The organism is Duganella phyllosphaerae, from assembly GCF_001758785.1.
Classification (GTDB): Bacteria; Pseudomonadota; Gammaproteobacteria; order Burkholderiales; family Burkholderiaceae_D; genus Rugamonas; species Rugamonas phyllosphaerae.
This window is the reverse complement of the sequence record NZ_LROM01000090.1, coordinates 46,326-60,721: the sequence shown is the minus strand read 5'-3', so window position 1 is coordinate 60,721 and position 14,396 is coordinate 46,326. Positions and strand designations below refer to the sequence as shown.

Below are 14,396 nucleotides of genomic sequence, written 5' to 3'. Positions count from 1 at the left end.
ATGCTTGTTGTTACAATCAGCCATCGCTGCCATTGTTGACGTTATCAAGGAGTCCCATCCATGCCTGTCTTCACGCCCGATCAACTGTTGACCGAAAGCGACCCGGCGGCAGGCTCCATGGAACCGAATCAACGACGCTGGATCAGCGAGGTGGGCGAACTGTCGCAGTTCGGCGCCTTCGTCGAGGTGCTTCAGCCTGGCAGCAGATCGTCGATCAGGCATTGGCACAGCGCCGAAGACGAGATGGTCTACGTGCTTGATGGTGAAATCATGGTCATCGAAGGGCCGGCCGAGACACTGATGCGTACAGGTGATACTGCGACCTTCAAGGCCGGCGTCGCCGTCGGACATTGCCTGGAGAACCGCAGTGCTTCGCCCACACGTTGCCTGGTGGTCGGCACCCGCGCCCCGGTCGACCGCATTACCTATCCCGAGCACGACCGGGTTTGCCTGCGCGACCGCTCACTGCCGGACGACATCTGGACCGACCTGGCTGGCCAGCCCGCGTCGAGCCCTTACCCGGACTAGCTCGTCACACTCCAATCCCCCGACTTGCCGCCGTGCTTTTCCATCACCCGGATCTCGCCCATCACCATGCCCCGGTCCACCGCCTTGCACATGTCGTACACGGTCAGCAGTCCGATCTGCACGGCGCTCAGCGCTTCCATTTCCACCCCGGTCTTGCCGAAGGTTTCCACTTGCGCCTTGCAGTGCACGCTGGCGTTGGCTGCGTCGGTCTCGAAATCGACCGCCACGCGGGTGAGCGCCAGCGGGTGGCACAGGGGGATCAGGTCGCTGGTGCGCTTGGCGGCCATGATGGCGGCGATGCGGGCGATGCCCAGCACGTCGCCTTTTTTTGCGGTGCCGTCCATGATGATGGCCAGGGTTTCCGGCTTCATGCGGATCGTGCCGGAAGCGACGGCAATGCGGTGGGTTTGCGCCTTGGCGCCCACGTCGACCATGTGGGCCTGGCCGCTGGCGTCGAAGTGGGTCAGGTGGTCGGCTGGAGGGAGGTTATCGGTCATGGAAAGGTGCGGATAGGAAAGTGGCAACAAGGTGATCAAAGGGGAGCGCGTGGTGCGCCAAGGCCCCGGTTGCGGGTATCATAGCACCGTGAATTCAAAACACCGCCCCCCTGCCAGTGAGTCCCGCCGTCCCCTGCGTGTGCGCATGGTGGCTGCGGCTTTGTTGATCGCGATGCCGATGGCCATCGCGCAAAATGCGCTCGCGCCCGCAAAAATCCCCAATTTGCCCGCGCTCGGCGACACCGAGCGCCAGGATTTGTCGCCCATTTCGGAGCGCAAGATTGGCGAGGAAATCATGCGCGACATCCGCCGCGACCGCGATTTCCTCGACGACGGCCCCATCCTTGAATACCTGAACAATTTTGGTAATGCGCTGGTGGCGGCGCGTCCCGGCGCACGCGGCGAGGCCAATTACGACTATTATTTCTTCGCGGTGCGCGATCCCCAGTTGAACGCGTTCGCGCTGCCCGGCGGTTTCATTGCCGTGCACTCGGGCTTGCTGCTGGCGGCGCAGTCCGAGTCGGAGCTCGCGTCCGTGCTCGGCCACGAGATCGGCCACGTGGCGCAGCGCCACATTGCGCGCTCGATCGGCCAGCAAAAGCAGGATGCGCTGATCCCGCTGGCAGCGATGATCCTGGCGGCGCTGGCGTCGCGCGCCGGTGGCGATGCGGCCATCGGCGTGTTCATGGGCGGGCAGGGACTGGCCATCCAGCGCCAGCTCAATTTTGGCCGCGAGGCCGAGCGCGAGGCCGACCGCATCGGTTTCCAGATCATGGGCGAGGCCGGCTATGACACCACCGGCATGGTGGCGTTCTTCCAGCGCATGCAGTCGGCCACGCGCAATTACAGTGACCTGGTGCCGGCCTACCTGCAAACCCACCCGCTCACCACCGAGCGCATCGCCGACATCCAGGCGCGCATCCGCGACCAGCCGTACAAGCAGCGTGCCGACAGCCTCGATTTTTACCTGGTGCGCTCGCGCGCGCGCGTGTTGCAGGCACAGGGTTCGCAGGCGATGGCCGAAGCTAAACAGTTTTTCGAAGAACAGATGAAGCAGGAAAACCGCCTGCAGCTGACGGCCGGCCAGTACGGCATGGCGTTCTGGTCGCTCAAGAATGGCGACCCCGCCAATGCCCAGGTGTGGCTGGACAAGGCGCGCGGCACCTTCAACAAGGCGCCGCCGCCCGGCACCTTCAGCGCTGCGCCCAAGCCGGCGTCGGACGCGATTTTTGTCACCACCTCGATCGAGATCAAGCTGGGCAAGTCCGACGACCACGATTCCATCGCCAAGGGCCTGGAAGAAGCCAAGGCGGCGCAGCAGAAGTTCCCGCTGTCGCGCACGGTGTCGCACCTGTACGCCGAGGCCATGATCGCCGCCGGCAAGTACGACGATGCTGCCGCCTACCTGCGCGACCAGGCCCTGCTTTACCGCGAGGAGCCGGAAGTGTTCGATTACCTGGCGCAGGTGTATTCCAAGCAGGGCAAGATCGCTTTGCAGCACATCGCTTTGGCCGAGTCGTACATGCTGCAAGGTGGCACCCTGTCGGCGCTGGAGCAGCTCGGCTATGCGCGCAAGGCGTCCGATGCCTCGTTTTACGACCAGGCGCTGATCGACGCGCGCGAGCGCGACTGGCAGGCGCGCCAGCGCGAGGCGATGGGGGACAAGGCCAAGAAAGACCTGGCGTTACAGCCGGCCTTCAAGGCGGAGCTACGCAGCGGCAACAACAGCAGTGTCAACGGTGGCGCCAACAGTACCGGCGGTTTGGGCAACAGCGCCGACAGGGAGTGGACCGATCCGTCCGGCCGGCTGCGCCAGAGCACCGATCCGTTCGAGCGACTGCGTCAAAAATCCGACGCTACGCCGGAGAGCTGGGCACGCTGACAAAGCCGAACCGCTGCTGCAACCGGTCGGCAGCCACGCGTTCGACGTCGATATGACGTTCGCCGTCGGCGAAGGTCAATCGCGCGCCTGGCGCGTCCAGCCATGCCAGCAGGGCATCGTCGCCCACCGGCGCGCCGTGCAAGTGCAGGCGCGGCAGCACTTGGGCGAAGTCGCGGTCGTCCAGTTGTGCAATCACATCTTCCCCCACCAGTAGCAGGGCGCCGGTCTCGGTCAGCGCTACCGCCTCGATGGCAGGCATGGCTGCGCCCGTGTGCAGCAGCCAGCCGGCGGCCGGATCGGTGCGCACGATGTACGGCGCCGCTTGCAGTTGCACGTACACGCGTTGCGGACCGTTCTGGAAATACCAGCAGCCGCGCTCGTCGGCGGCGTAGTTGCGGTTGATGAAGCCGACCAGGGCGGGATTGGTGAGCTTGTCGCCGGGCAGGTCGAGGTGTTGGGCGCGCTCGTCGCGCATGCGCCAGTGGCCGCGCGCGTCGAGCGCCAGCCAGCCGTAGCAGTTGGGAACGTCGGGCCACTTGGCCAGGGCCTGCTTGACGATGTCATCCATGTTTTAGTTGTCCGTCCTGTAGTTTGCCCGGTTGATCGCTGGCGCTGTCGAGGAAATGGAGCAGGCGCCGTGGCAGCCAGTCCAGCTTGCCGGGCAGGCGGCCCACGGCAAAGCCCACGTGGCCACCGTGATCAGGATACTCGAGCACCACATTGGACGCCGCACGTTGCGGCAGGTGGCGCCCGGGCAGGAATGGATCGTTTTTCGCGTTGAGCACTAGGGTGGGCACGGTGATGTCGGTCAGGACGTGCTTGGCGCTGGCGCGGTCCCAGTAGTCGTTGGTGTCGCGGTAGCCGTGCAGCGGCGCGGTGACGACGTTGTCGAAGGCGTACAGGTCACGGGCGGCGTGCAGGGCGTCCAGGTCGAACAGGCCGGGGAAGTGCTCGAGCTTGGCGATGCACTTGGGTTTCAGTGTCTGCAAAAACATGCGCGTGTACACCATGTTGAAGCCGCGCGAGAGCGAGGCGCCGCCTTGCGCCAGGTCTAGCGGCGCCGATACCGAGCAGGCGGCATCGATAAAATCGGCCTGGTGCTGCGATTCGCCGAGCCAGCGCAACAGGGCGTTGCCGCCCAGCGAGACGCCGACCGCGTAGAATTTTCCGCAGTGGCGCGCGTGCAGCTTGCGCACGATCCAGTCCACCTCGGCAGCGTCGCCCGAGTGGTAAAAGCGCGGCGCGCGGTTGGCTTCGCCCGAGCAGCCGCGAAAATGCGGCACGGCGCCCGACCAGCCGCGCGCGGCCACGGCAGCCATCAGCGACCGCGCGTAGTGGCTGTCAGACGAGCCTTCCAGGCCGTGGAATAGCACGACCATCGGCTGGCCCGGCCGGCCATCGACGAAATCGATATCGATGAAGTCGCCGTCCGGCGCATCCCAGCGCTCGCGCCGGTACCGCACCGCCGGCTTGGCGATGCACTTGGCGGGATAGATGGTTTGCAGGTGGCCGCTGGGCAGCCAGAACGGCGACGAATATTCCACTGTCTATTATTGCAGAGTCAGTGCAGGATTTGCGCCTGCGGATCGACCGGCGCCGCGCCCGGCGCGATCGAGACGTGGTGCAGCACGATGCGCCAGCCGCGCGGGGTTTTGCTGTAGACGTTGGTGGCGAGCAGGTGGGCCGGCTCGCCGCTGGCGGCGGTGGTGCCTTCCACCACCGTGTGCACCGAACTCATCAAGGTATGGGTTTCGTGCAATTGCGACGGCATGATCTGCAGGCCCCCCTGGGCCAGGATCGCTTCCCACGCGGTGCGGATCGCGGCGTGGCCGATCAGGCGCTGGCCGCCCGGGTGGATGCAGACGATCTCGTCGTCATCGGCCCACAGGGCCATCAGGGCGTCGACGTCGGCCCGGTTGAGGGCGTCGTAGAACGCGGTCTCGGTTTCGGCAGCGCTGCCGTTCATCTGTTTGACACGTTTGGTTGGCATGCGGCTGCGTCCGGAGATTAGTGGTGGCCGACGACGGTGCCGGGCTTCAGGCGATAGGCGGTGCCGCAGTACGGGCACTTGGCGGTGCCGTGGTGGTCAAATTCGAGGAACACGCGCGGGTGCGACGACCACAGCGGCATGGCCGGGTTGGGGCAGTGCGCCGGCAGGTCTTTGCCGTCGAGTTCAACTGCGGCGGCTGCGTTGGTGGTGTTGGCGGTCATGTTATGCGGGCTCCGAAGGCAAAGGAAAACCACGATTTTAACGGATTCGCGCAACCAGCAAAAATCATCGGTAAAATAGCGCCTCTCCATTCCCGGCGAGCCCTGCCATGTGGCAGGAATGCCACAATCTTCTTCATGACCGACCCTCGCAGTTCGCCTACCTTGAACGCCATGGACCGCCACCACCCGCAGGCCTGGCGCGAAGCCGTGCGCACCGGCATGCCCACCCTGTTCGGCATCGCCGCCTGGGGCCTGGTGGTGGGCATTGCCATGGTCAAGTCGGGCCTGACGGTGCCGCAGGCGCTGGCCATGACGCTGCTGGTGTTTGCCGGTTCGGCGCAACTGGCGGCATTGCCGCTGATCGCCACCGGCGCGCCGATCTCGGTGATCTTTCTCACCGCCGTGGTGGTCAACCTGCGTTTCGTGATCTTCTCCGCCTTGCTGGCGCCGCACTTTGCCCACCTGCCGTGGCGCCAGCGCCTGATGCTCGGCTACGTCTCGGGCGACCTGGCCGTGGCCCTGTTCCTGCAGAAGTATCCGACGACCGACCCGCAGGACGGCAAGCTGTCCTATTTAAAAGGCCTGATTTATCCAAACTGGTCGGCCTGGCAGGTCGGGTCCATCATCGGCATCTTTTTGGGTAGCGCCGTGCCGCCCGAATGGGGCCTGGGCTTTGCCGGCACGCTGGCCATCGTGTGCGTGATGATCCCGCTGATCGTTGGCGTGCCGGCGCTGTGCGGCGTGCTGGTGGCCGGCGCGGTGGCGGTGGCGGCGTTTGCTCTGCCGTACAAGCTCGGCTTGCTCGTGGCGGTGGTGGCGGGCATGGCGGCTGCCATGCTGGTCGAGAGCGTCATGGCCAGGCTGCGGAGGGCGCCATGACCGGTCTCGAGATCTGGATCGTGATCGGCGCGCTGGTGCTGGCCACCGCCACCGCGCGCAGCTCGCTGTGGCTGATCGGTCACCACATCAATATTCCGAAACGGGTGCAGGATATGTTGCGCTACGCGCCCGCGTGCGCACTGGCGGCCATCATCGGCCCCGACCTGCTGCTGTCGCCTGCCGGCCATATCGTTTTTGACTTGAGCAATATCAAATTGCTCTCCGGTATCGCGGCGACAATCTATTATTTGCTGCGTCGCAATATGCTGGAAACCATTGTTTTCGGCATGGTTTGTTTCACGGCGTTACGGCTCGCAGGATCTTCATTTGTTGCTTGAAGCAGGGCCTGTTCCTGTATTTCAATAACAATTAAATCACGCCGGCCTTGCGGTAGAATAGCGCCTTCTTATCACTCAACCAATGGGTCGCCATGTCCGCTGTTTTGAACTTCATCCGTCTGCAAGATCTTATCGACCAAAATGCCCTGCAGGGCAAGCGCGTGTTCATCCGCGCCGACTTGAACGTGCCGCAGGATGATGCGGGCAATATCACCGAAGATACGCGCATCCGCGCTTCCGTGCCGGCCATTCGCGCCGCCGCTGCCGCTGGCGCCAAAGTGATGGTCACATCCCACCTCGGTCGTCCGACCGAAGGCGAATTCAAAGCGGAAGACAGCCTGGCGCCGGTCGCCGCGCGCCTGTCCGAGCTGCTGGGCCAGCCGGTTGAACTGAAGCAGAACTGGGTGGACGGCGCCGGCCTCGAAGGCTTGCAGGCCGGCCAGGTGGTGCTGCTGGAAAACGTCCGCGTCAACAAGGGTGAAAAGAAGAATGCCGACGAACTGGCCCAGAAAATGGCCCAGCTGTGCGACATCTACGTCAACGACGCGTTCGGCACCGCCCACCGCGCGGAAGCCTCCACCCACGGCATCGCCAAGTTCGCGCCGGTGGCTGCCGCCGGTCCGCTGCTGGCCGCCGAACTCGACGCACTGGGCAAGGCGCTGGGCGCCCCGGCCCGTCCGCTGCTGGCCATTGTGGCCGGCTCCAAGGTGTCGTCCAAGCTGTCGATTTTGAAAGCGCTGGCCGACAAGGTGGACAACCTGATCGTCGGTGGCGGCATCGCCAACACGTTCATGAAGGCTACCGGCCTGAACATCGGCAAGTCGCTGGTGGAAAACGAGCTGGTGGAAGAAGCCAAGGCCATCATCGAGATCATGGCCAAGCGCGGCGCCACCGTGCCGATTCCGGTGGACGTGGTCTGCGCCAAGGAATTCTCGCCAACCGCAGCGGCCACCGTCAAGGACGTGGCCGACGTAGCCGACGACGACATGATCCTCGACATCGGCCCGAAAACCTCGGCCATGCTGGCCGATCAAATTGCCGCTGCCGGCACCATCGTCTGGAACGGCCCGGTCGGCGTATTCGAGTTTGACCAGTTTGGCGAAGGCACCAAGACGCTGGCGCTGGCGATCGCTGCCTCGAAGGCGTTTTCGATTGCCGGCGGTGGCGACACGCTGGCCGCAATCGCCAAGTACGACATCACCGACAAGATCGGTTACATCTCCACCGGTGGTGGCGCGTTCCTGGAATTCCTGGAAGGCAAGACCCTGCCTGCGGTCGAAATTCTGACCCAGCGCGCTGCAGCGCAATAATGTTTTTGGCTCAAAGATTAGTAAATAGCACGGTCGTGCGTGTAGTGATTTACCAGTAAAATCGCTGTCATGTCAGTGTTTAACGATGATTTTTGTAAAAATGCTACAAAGTTTTGTAGTCTGGCTACATTTGTTGTCGATGACGCAGCATTTTCCTGGCTTCCGCGCTGCGCGGAAGCTGTCCGCATGACCTTCTCGCTCAAGGAATACTATGTCCCGTAGCACCAAAATTGTCGCCACCATCGGCCCAGCATCGACTGATTTCGACGTCCTGGTCAAGATGATCCGCGCCGGCGTCGATGTCGTTCGCCTGAACTTCTCGCACGGCAAGGCGCAGGACCATATCGACCGCGCACGGCTGGTGCGTGAAGCGGCTGCCGAATGCGGCCGCGAAGTGGCGATCATGGCGGACATGCAGGGACCGAAGATTCGTGTCGGCAAATTTGAGAACAGCAAGATCGAACTGGTCAACGGCGACAAGTTCATCCTGGACGCCAAGTGGGGCGAGAACGGCGAACTGGGCAACCAGGACCGCGTGGGCCTCGACTACAAGGCCTTGCCCCAGGACGTGCGTCCCGATGACAAGCTGCTGCTCAACGATGGCCTGATCGTGCTGGTGGTCGATAAAGTGATCGGCAGCGAGATCTACACCACCGTCAAGATCGGCGGCGAGCTGTCGAACAACAAGGGCATCAACCGCCAGGGTGGCGGCCTGACCGCACCGGCGCTGACCGCCAAGGACATGGAAGACATCAAGACTGCGATGAGCTTCCAGTGCGATTACCTGGCGATCTCGTTCCCGAAAAGCTCGACCGACATGGAAATGGCGCGCACGCTGGCCAATATCGCCGGTGAGCCTTACGGCCACAAGCCGATGATGATCGCCAAGATCGAGCGTGCCGAAGCCATTCCAGTACTGCAAGAAATTCTCGACGCCTCCGACGGCATCATGGTTGCCCGTGGCGACCTGGCGGTCGAGGTGGGCAACGCGGCGGTGCCGGCGCTGCAAAAGCGCATGATCCGCATGGCGCGCGAATCGAACAAGCTGGCCATCACCGCCACGCAGATGATGGAATCGATGATTTTCAACGCCGTGCCCACCCGTGCCGAAGTATCGGACGTGGCCAACGCGGTGCTCGACGGCACCGATGCGGTGATGACCTCGGCGGAAACCGCCTCGGGCCGTTACCCGATCGAAACCGTGGAAATGATGGCAGCCATTTGCGTGGAAGCCGAGCAGTCCGAGTACAACAAGCTCGACGCCGACTTCCTCAACGCCACCTTTACCCGCATCGACCAGTCGATCGCGTACGCGGCGCTGTTTACCGCGCACCACCTGGAAGTCAAAGCCATTGTGGCGCTGACCGAGTCCGGTTCCACCGCGCTGTGGATGAGCCGTCACAATATCGACACGCCGATCTATGCATTGACGCCGAGCGTGCTCACCGAGCGCAAGGCGTCGCTGTACCGCAACGTCAAGGCGTTCAACCTGGCCCAGGCCGGCGACAGCGCTACCGTGATGCGCCAGGCCGAAGAGCTGCTGGTGGCGCGCGGCATCGTCAAGAAAGACGACATCATCGTGGTGACCTGGGGTTCGCGCATGGGTTATGCCGGCGGCACCAATGCGCTGCGGATCGTCAAGGTCGGTCAGGTCGTTAATAAGTAAGTCCGGAGGCCATGCCCGCGCGAGCGGGCGTGGTGATGCTCCGGCAAGGTTCTTTTTTTTAATTGTTTGGAGTACATACCATGTCCCTCGTATCGATGCGTCAACTGCTGGACCATGCTGCTGAAAATGGTTACGGCATTCCTGCCTTCAACGTCAACAATCTGGAACAAGTGCAAGCCATCATGGCTGCTGCCGACGCGCTCGACAGCCCGGTCATCATGCAAGCCTCGGCTGGCGCCCGCAAATACGCCGGCGAAGCGTTCCTGCGCCACCTGATCGACGCCGCCATCGAGGCGTATCCGCACATCCCGGTCGTGATGCACCAGGATCACGGCCAGTCGCCGGCGATCTGCATGGCCGCGATCCGCTCCGGCTTCTCGTCGGTGATGATGGACGGTTCGCTCGAAGCGGACGGCAAGTCGGTCGCGTCGTATGAATACAACGTTGCTGTCTCGCGCGAAGTGGTGAAATTCTCGCACTCGATCGGCGTGACCGTCGAAGCCGAACTCGGTGTGCTGGGTTCGCTGGAAACCATGAAGGGCGACAAGGAAGACGGCCACGGCGCCGACGGCACCATGACCCGCGAACAGCTGCTGACCGACGTCGACCAAGCGGCCGACTTCGTCAAGCAAACCCAGTGCGACGCGCTGGCAATCGCCATCGGCACCTCGCACGGCGCCTACAAGTTCACCCGCAAGCCAACCGGCGACATCCTGGCGATCGACCGCATCAAGGAAATCCACGCGCGTATCCCCAACACCCACCTGGTGATGCACGGTTCGTCGTCGGTGCCGCAAGAGCTGCTGGCCATCATCCGCGAATTCGGCGGTGACATGAAAGAGACCTACGGCGTGCCGGTCGAAGAAATCCAGGAAGGCATCCGTCACGGCGTTCGCAAGATCAATATCGACACCGACATCCGCCTGGCCATGACTGCGGCGATCCGCCAGTTCATGTTCCAGAACCCGTCGAAATTCGATCCACGCGACTACCTGAAGCCTGCCCGTCTGGCTGCCGAGCAAGTTGTGCGCGCCCGTTTCGAAGCGTTCGGCTGCGCCGGCCAAGCGTCGAAAATCAAGCAAGTATCGCTGGAAAAAATGGCCGAGCGTTACAAGGCCGGCGAGCTGTCGCAAATTGTGAAGTAAAATCCTGTCTGCAACGGGACACTGACCCGTGAGTTCTCGACCGGCGGAGAGCATTGCTTTCCGCCGGTTTCGCTTTTACGGTTTCGCTTTTACAGTTTTGCTTTTAACAACACACTCCAAGCTATGAACGCCCTCTACCAGTCTTCCATTACCTCCCTGCCACTGCTCGGTCACGGCAAAGTCCGCGACAACTACGCCGTTGGCGACGACAAGATCCTGATCGTCACCACCGACCGCCTGTCCGCCTTCGATGTCGTGATGAATGAACCGATACCCGGCAAGGGCATGGTACTGAACCAGATGAGCGATTTCTGGTTCGAGAAGCTGGGCCACATCGTGCCGAACCACCTGACCGGCGTAGCGCCCGAGTCCGTGGTCTCCGCCGACGAAGTGGACCAAGTGAAGGGCCGCGCAGTCGTGGCCAAGCGCTTGAAACCGATCATGGTCGAAGCCGTGGTGCGCGGCTACATCATCGGTTCGGGCTGGAAAGATTACCAGGCCACGGGCGCCATCTGCGGCATCACCTTGCCCGAGGGTCTGCAACAGGCCGAGAAGCTGCCCGAGCCGTTGTTTACCCCGGCGGCCAAGGCCGACCTGGGCGAGCACGACGAAAACATCAGCTTTGCCGACATGGAAAGCCGCATTGGCGCCGACCTGGCTGCCAGGATGCGCGATGTCAGCATCAAGCTGTACACGGCCGCTGCCGAGTACGCCGCCACGCGCGGCATCATCATTGCCGACACCAAGTTCGAGTTCGGTCTCGACGACGATGGTGTGATGCACTTGATGGACGAAGTGCTGACGGCCGACTCCTCGCGCTTTTGGCCAGCGGACTCGTACGCGGTGGGCATCTCGCCACCGTCGTTCGACAAGCAGTTCGTGCGCGACTACCTGGAAACCCTGACCGACTGGGGCAAGACCGCGCCAGCGCCGGCACTGCCGGCCGACGTCATCGAAAAAACCCAGGCCAAGTATTTCGAGGCCATCGAGCGCCTGACCGGCGCAAAGCTGAAGGCATAAGATGACCGATCAAGTTAAGCCACTGGTCGGCGTCATCATGGGCTCGTCTTCGGACTGGGACGTGATGCAGAACGCGGTTGCCATCCTCAAGCAGTTTGGCGTGCCGTTCGAGGCGCAGGTCATTTCCGCCCACCGCATGCCCGACGAGATGGTTGCGTACGCCAGGAGCGCGCGTGCGCGCGGGCTGCGCGCGATCATCGCCGGCGCCGGTGGCGCCGCCCACTTGCCGGGCATGGTGGCTGCCATGACCATCGTGCCGGTGCTGGGCGTGCCGGTGCCGTCGAAGTACCTGCGGGGCGAGGATTCGCTGCTGTCGATCGTGCAGATGCCGAAAGGCGTGCCGGTGTCCACCTTTGCCATCGGCGAAGCCGGCGCTGCCAATGCGGCGCTCACAGCCGTGGCCATGATCGCCGCCACCGACGACGCGCTGGCCGACCAGCTCGAAGCGTTCCGCGTTTCGCAAACCGACGCCGCCAAGGCCATGACATTGCCGCTGTAGGAAATAATGAGTCACTCTAAAGATCTTCCCCTGCTGCCCGCCGCCAACCCGCCAGCCTGGCTGGGGGTGATGGGCGGCGGCCAGCTTGGCCGCATGTTCGCCCACGCCGCTCAGAGCATGGGCTACCAGGTGGCCGTGCTCGAACCGTCCGAGTCCTGCCCGGCCGGACAAGTGGCCCAGCGCCTGGTCAACGCCGGCTACAGCGATGCCGTCGGCCTCGACGCACTGGCCGCGCAATGCCTGGCCGTGACCACCGAGTTCGAAAACGTCCCGGCCGACAGCCTGTCGCGCCTGGCGCAGACCGTGTTTGTTGCGCCGAACGCCCACGGCGTATCGGTGGCGCAGGACCGCATTGCCGAGAAGCGTTTCTTTGTCGATTGCGCGGACAAGTCCGGCGTGCTGCCGGCGCCGCACAAGGTGATCGCCAGTGAAGACGACATCGCCGCGATTGCCGACGACCTGCTGCCCGGCATCCTGAAAACCGTGCGCATGGGTTACGACGGCAAGGGCCAGGTGCGGGTGAAGTCGCGCGATGACGTGCGCGCCGCGTTTGCCGAGATGGGGCAGGTGACCTGCCTGCTGGAAAAAATGCTGCCGCTGGCGTACGAGGTGTCGGTGCTGACTGCGCGCGGTCACGACGGCGCATCGGTGGTCTACCCGATCGCTGAAAACGTCCACCGCGACGGCATCCTGTTGACCACCACCGTGCCGGGCCCGAACGTGTCGGCCGAGAGTGCTGTCAAGGCCCAGCAGGCGGCGCAAGCCATTGTGGCCGAGCTTGGCTACGTGGGCGTGCTGTGCATCGAGTTCTTCGTGCTGACCGACGGCTCGCTGGTGGTCAACGAAATGGCGCCGCGTCCGCACAACAGCGGCCATTACACGATGGACGCCTGCATCACCAGCCAGTTCGCGCAGCAAGTGCGGGCCATGGCGCGTCTGCCGCTCGGCGACGTGCGCCAGCATTCGCCGGCGGTCATGCTCAACATACTCGGTGACCTCTGGTTCGACGGTGATAGTGACGATGTGCGTGAGCCGGCCTGGGACCAGGTGCTGGCGCTGCCGGGCGCCTGCCTGCATTTGTACGGCAAGGACGACCCGCGCCGCGCGCGCAAGATGGGCCACCTGACCTTCGTGGCTGCCACCCTGGACCAGGCGCAGCAGCAATTGCTGGCTGCCTGCGACATCCTGGGTATCGCGCCGTGACTGCGGTAAACGCTGCCTCTGCTGCCGTGGCCGACGACGCTGCGATGGATGCCGATATTGCGGCAGCTGCGCGCGTACTCGAGGCCGGCGGCCTGGTGGCGTTTCCCACCGAGACCGTCTATGGCCTTGGCGCCGATGCCGAAAATCCGGCAGCGGTGGCGCGCATCTACCAAGCGAAAGGCCGCCCCAACGACCACCCGGTGATCGTCCACGTGGCGCCCGGCGCCGACCTCGATTACTGGGTCACCGACATTCCCGACGCCGCGCGCCAGCTGGTCGCTGCGTTCTGGCCTGGTCCCTTGACGTTGATCCTCAAGCGCGCCAGCCATATCCCGGACGCCGTCTCCGGCGGCCAGGACACGGTGGGCATCCGCTGCCCGGCGCACCCGGTGGCGATCGCCTTGCTCAGCGCCTTCAAGGGTGGCAGGGGAGGGCTGGCGGCGCCCTCGGCCAACAAGTTCGGCAACGTCAGTCCCACCACCGCGCAACACGTGCGCGACGAATTCCATCTCGATGATGTCGAGGAAGGTTCGATCAGCGGCGAGCCGGCGTGTTCAGCCGGCTTGCACGTCACGGTGCTGGAAGGGGGCGCCAGCCAGGTCGGCATCGAATCGACCATCGTCGATTTGTCGCGCCTGGCCACCCACGGCCCGGTGCTGCTGCGTCCCGGCCACATCACCGCGCGGCAGATCGCCGACGTGATTGGCCTGTTGCCGGCCGCGCCCGACCAGGCCGCACCGCGCGCCTCCGGCACATTGGAATCGCACTACGCGCCGCGCACGCCGGTGACCATGGTGGCCCACGCCGCGCTGGCCGACACGGTGGCGCAACTGCAGGCCAGGGGCGCTCGCGTGGCGGTGATTGGTCACGCCTGTGACGCTATGGTTGACCTGGGCGACAGCCGGCGCCTGCTGCCGGCCGAGCCGGTCGGCTATGCCTACGGCATCTATGCCGCCCTGCGCGAGATGGACCTGGTCAAGGCCGATGTGATCCTGGTGGAGACCCCGCCGCAAAGCAGCGACTGGCTCGGCGTGAACGATCGCCTGCGACGGTCGGTGTTCGGTTCGACCGGCATCCTGGCGCGTTTTTTGAGCGAATAGTTTCCTGATTTTATGTATTCCAGCGTTCAACTTTTTTGATGAAAAGCAACGCTGGAGTTCCTTTACGAGCAACTGTTCTTTTTTGAACACAACCCCTGAGAATTGACAGTGCGCCGCT

General features: G+C 63.7%; 16 protein-coding genes. 11 read left to right on the top strand and 5 right to left on the bottom strand.

Annotated features, from left to right (window positions below):
* Positions 1 to 60: 60 nt before the first annotated feature.
* The gene (locus tag DUPY_RS14210) at positions 61 to 528 is read left to right on the top strand and encodes a cupin domain-containing protein (RefSeq protein WP_070249050.1); all 468 of its coding nucleotides are present in this window, start codon (positions 61 to 63) and stop codon (positions 526 to 528) included.
* On the opposite strand, the gene moaC is transcribed toward DUPY_RS14210, so the two are convergent.
* Positions 525 to 1,025, bottom strand: a complete 501-nt coding sequence (gene moaC / locus DUPY_RS14205; RefSeq protein ID WP_070249049.1) for a cyclic pyranopterin monophosphate synthase MoaC — start codon at positions 1,023 to 1,025, stop codon at positions 525 to 527. The genes DUPY_RS14210 and moaC overlap by 4 nt on opposite strands.
* A gap of 172 nt (positions 1,026 to 1,197) precedes the next feature.
* Between moaC and DUPY_RS14200 the strand changes: the two genes are divergently transcribed.
* On the top strand, positions 1,198 to 2,907 hold the full coding sequence (locus DUPY_RS14200) for a M48 family metalloprotease (protein ID WP_229255384.1): 1,710 nt from the start codon (positions 1,198 to 1,200) through the stop codon (positions 2,905 to 2,907).
* Here DUPY_RS14200 and DUPY_RS14195 read toward each other — a convergent pair.
* Genes DUPY_RS14195 through DUPY_RS14180 form a run of 4 tightly spaced genes read right to left on the bottom strand, consistent with a single transcriptional unit; the run spans position 2,882 to position 5,118 of the window.
* A complete protein-coding gene (locus DUPY_RS14195) occupies positions 2,882 to 3,475 on the bottom strand; it encodes a DUF2946 family protein (RefSeq protein ID WP_070249047.1) in 594 nt (197 codons plus the stop codon). The genes DUPY_RS14200 and DUPY_RS14195 overlap by 26 nt on opposite strands.
* Positions 3,468 to 4,451: a YheT family hydrolase gene (locus DUPY_RS14190; RefSeq protein ID WP_070249046.1), complete on the bottom strand. Its 984-nt coding sequence runs from the start codon at positions 4,449 to 4,451 to the stop codon at positions 3,468 to 3,470. Before DUPY_RS14190 ends, DUPY_RS14195 begins: the two co-directional genes overlap by 8 nt.
* A 17-nt stretch (positions 4,452 to 4,468) precedes the next feature.
* A complete protein-coding gene (locus tag DUPY_RS14185; protein ID WP_070249045.1) occupies positions 4,469 to 4,897 on the bottom strand; it encodes a YybH family protein in 429 nt (142 codons plus the stop codon).
* 17 nt (positions 4,898 to 4,914) lie between these two features.
* Positions 4,915 to 5,118 carry a zinc-finger domain-containing protein gene (locus DUPY_RS14180; RefSeq protein WP_019923798.1) on the bottom strand — a complete coding sequence of 68 codons (204 nt, stop codon included), beginning with the start codon at positions 5,116 to 5,118 and terminating at the stop codon, positions 4,915 to 4,917.
* Between the two features lie 135 nt (positions 5,119 to 5,253).
* Here DUPY_RS14180 and DUPY_RS14175 point away from each other — a divergent pair, with 135 nt between their 5' ends.
* The 9 genes from DUPY_RS14175 (at position 5,254) to DUPY_RS14135 (ending at position 14,278) form a co-directional block, all read left to right on the top strand.
* Complete coding sequence (locus tag DUPY_RS14175; protein WP_070249044.1) at positions 5,254 to 5,997, top strand: AzlC family ABC transporter permease; 744 nt, start codon at positions 5,254 to 5,256, stop codon at positions 5,995 to 5,997.
* Entirely contained in the window at positions 5,994 to 6,335 is a 342-nt protein-coding gene (locus DUPY_RS14170) for an AzlD domain-containing protein (RefSeq protein ID WP_070249043.1), read from the top strand. Before DUPY_RS14175 ends, DUPY_RS14170 begins: the two co-directional genes overlap by 4 nt.
* Positions 6,336 to 6,427: 92 nt before the next feature.
* Positions 6,428 to 7,645 carry a phosphoglycerate kinase gene (locus tag DUPY_RS14165; protein ID WP_084640716.1) on the top strand — a complete coding sequence of 406 codons (1,218 nt, stop codon included), beginning with the start codon at positions 6,428 to 6,430 and terminating at the stop codon, positions 7,643 to 7,645.
* Positions 7,646 to 7,856: 211 nt separating this feature from the next.
* Positions 7,857 to 9,311, top strand: a complete 1,455-nt coding sequence (pyk, locus tag DUPY_RS14160) for a pyruvate kinase (RefSeq protein WP_070249041.1) — start codon at positions 7,857 to 7,859, stop codon at positions 9,309 to 9,311.
* Positions 9,312 to 9,391: 80 nt separating this feature from the next.
* Positions 9,392 to 10,456 (top strand): class II fructose-bisphosphate aldolase, encoded by a 1,065-nt coding sequence (fba, locus tag DUPY_RS14155; protein WP_056137991.1) that lies wholly within the window; start codon positions 9,392 to 9,394, stop codon positions 10,454 to 10,456.
* A 123-nt stretch (positions 10,457 to 10,579) separates the two neighbouring features.
* Complete coding sequence (locus tag DUPY_RS14150) at positions 10,580 to 11,476, top strand: phosphoribosylaminoimidazolesuccinocarboxamide synthase (RefSeq protein ID WP_070249040.1); 897 nt, start codon at positions 10,580 to 10,582, stop codon at positions 11,474 to 11,476.
* 1 nt (position 11,477) lies between these two features.
* Positions 11,478 to 11,975, top strand: a complete 498-nt coding sequence (gene purE, locus DUPY_RS14145; RefSeq protein WP_070249039.1) for a 5-(carboxyamino)imidazole ribonucleotide mutase — start codon at positions 11,478 to 11,480, stop codon at positions 11,973 to 11,975.
* 6 nt (positions 11,976 to 11,981) lie between these two features.
* The gene (locus DUPY_RS14140; RefSeq protein WP_070249038.1) at positions 11,982 to 13,178 is read left to right on the top strand and encodes a 5-(carboxyamino)imidazole ribonucleotide synthase; all 1,197 of its coding nucleotides are present in this window, start codon (positions 11,982 to 11,984) and stop codon (positions 13,176 to 13,178) included.
* 44 nt (positions 13,179 to 13,222) lie between these two features.
* Positions 13,223 to 14,278 carry an L-threonylcarbamoyladenylate synthase gene (locus tag DUPY_RS14135; protein WP_070249270.1) on the top strand — a complete coding sequence of 352 codons (1,056 nt, stop codon included), beginning with the start codon at positions 13,223 to 13,225 and terminating at the stop codon, positions 14,276 to 14,278.
* Positions 14,279 to 14,396: the final 118 nt, after the last annotated feature.

Coding starts and splice junctions, on each gene's coding strand:
- DUPY_RS14210 (WP_070249050.1), top strand. CDS start 61: ATGCCTGTCTTCACGCCCGATCAACTGTTGACCGAAAGCGACCCGGCG.
- moaC (WP_070249049.1), bottom strand. CDS start 1,025: ATGACCGATAACCTCCCTCCAGCCGACCACCTGACCCACTTCGACGCC.
- DUPY_RS14200 (WP_229255384.1), top strand. CDS start 1,198: ATGCCGATGGCCATCGCGCAAAATGCGCTCGCGCCCGCAAAAATCCCC.
- DUPY_RS14195 (WP_070249047.1), bottom strand. CDS start 3,475: ATGGATGACATCGTCAAGCAGGCCCTGGCCAAGTGGCCCGACGTTCCC.
- DUPY_RS14185 (WP_070249045.1), bottom strand. CDS start 4,897: ATGCCAACCAAACGTGTCAAACAGATGAACGGCAGCGCTGCCGAAACC.
- DUPY_RS14180 (WP_019923798.1), bottom strand. CDS start 5,118: ATGACCGCCAACACCACCAACGCAGCCGCCGCAGTTGAACTCGACGGC.
- DUPY_RS14175 (WP_070249044.1), top strand. CDS start 5,254: ATGACCGACCCTCGCAGTTCGCCTACCTTGAACGCCATGGACCGCCAC.
- DUPY_RS14170 (WP_070249043.1), top strand. CDS start 5,994: ATGACCGGTCTCGAGATCTGGATCGTGATCGGCGCGCTGGTGCTGGCC.
- DUPY_RS14165 (WP_084640716.1), top strand. CDS start 6,428: ATGTCCGCTGTTTTGAACTTCATCCGTCTGCAAGATCTTATCGACCAA.
- pyk (WP_070249041.1), top strand. CDS start 7,857: ATGTCCCGTAGCACCAAAATTGTCGCCACCATCGGCCCAGCATCGACT.
- fba (WP_056137991.1), top strand. CDS start 9,392: ATGTCCCTCGTATCGATGCGTCAACTGCTGGACCATGCTGCTGAAAAT.
- DUPY_RS14150 (WP_070249040.1), top strand. CDS start 10,580: ATGAACGCCCTCTACCAGTCTTCCATTACCTCCCTGCCACTGCTCGGT.
- purE (WP_070249039.1), top strand. CDS start 11,478: ATGACCGATCAAGTTAAGCCACTGGTCGGCGTCATCATGGGCTCGTCT.
- DUPY_RS14140 (WP_070249038.1), top strand. CDS start 11,982: ATGAGTCACTCTAAAGATCTTCCCCTGCTGCCCGCCGCCAACCCGCCA.
- DUPY_RS14135 (WP_070249270.1), top strand. CDS start 13,223: ATGGATGCCGATATTGCGGCAGCTGCGCGCGTACTCGAGGCCGGCGGC.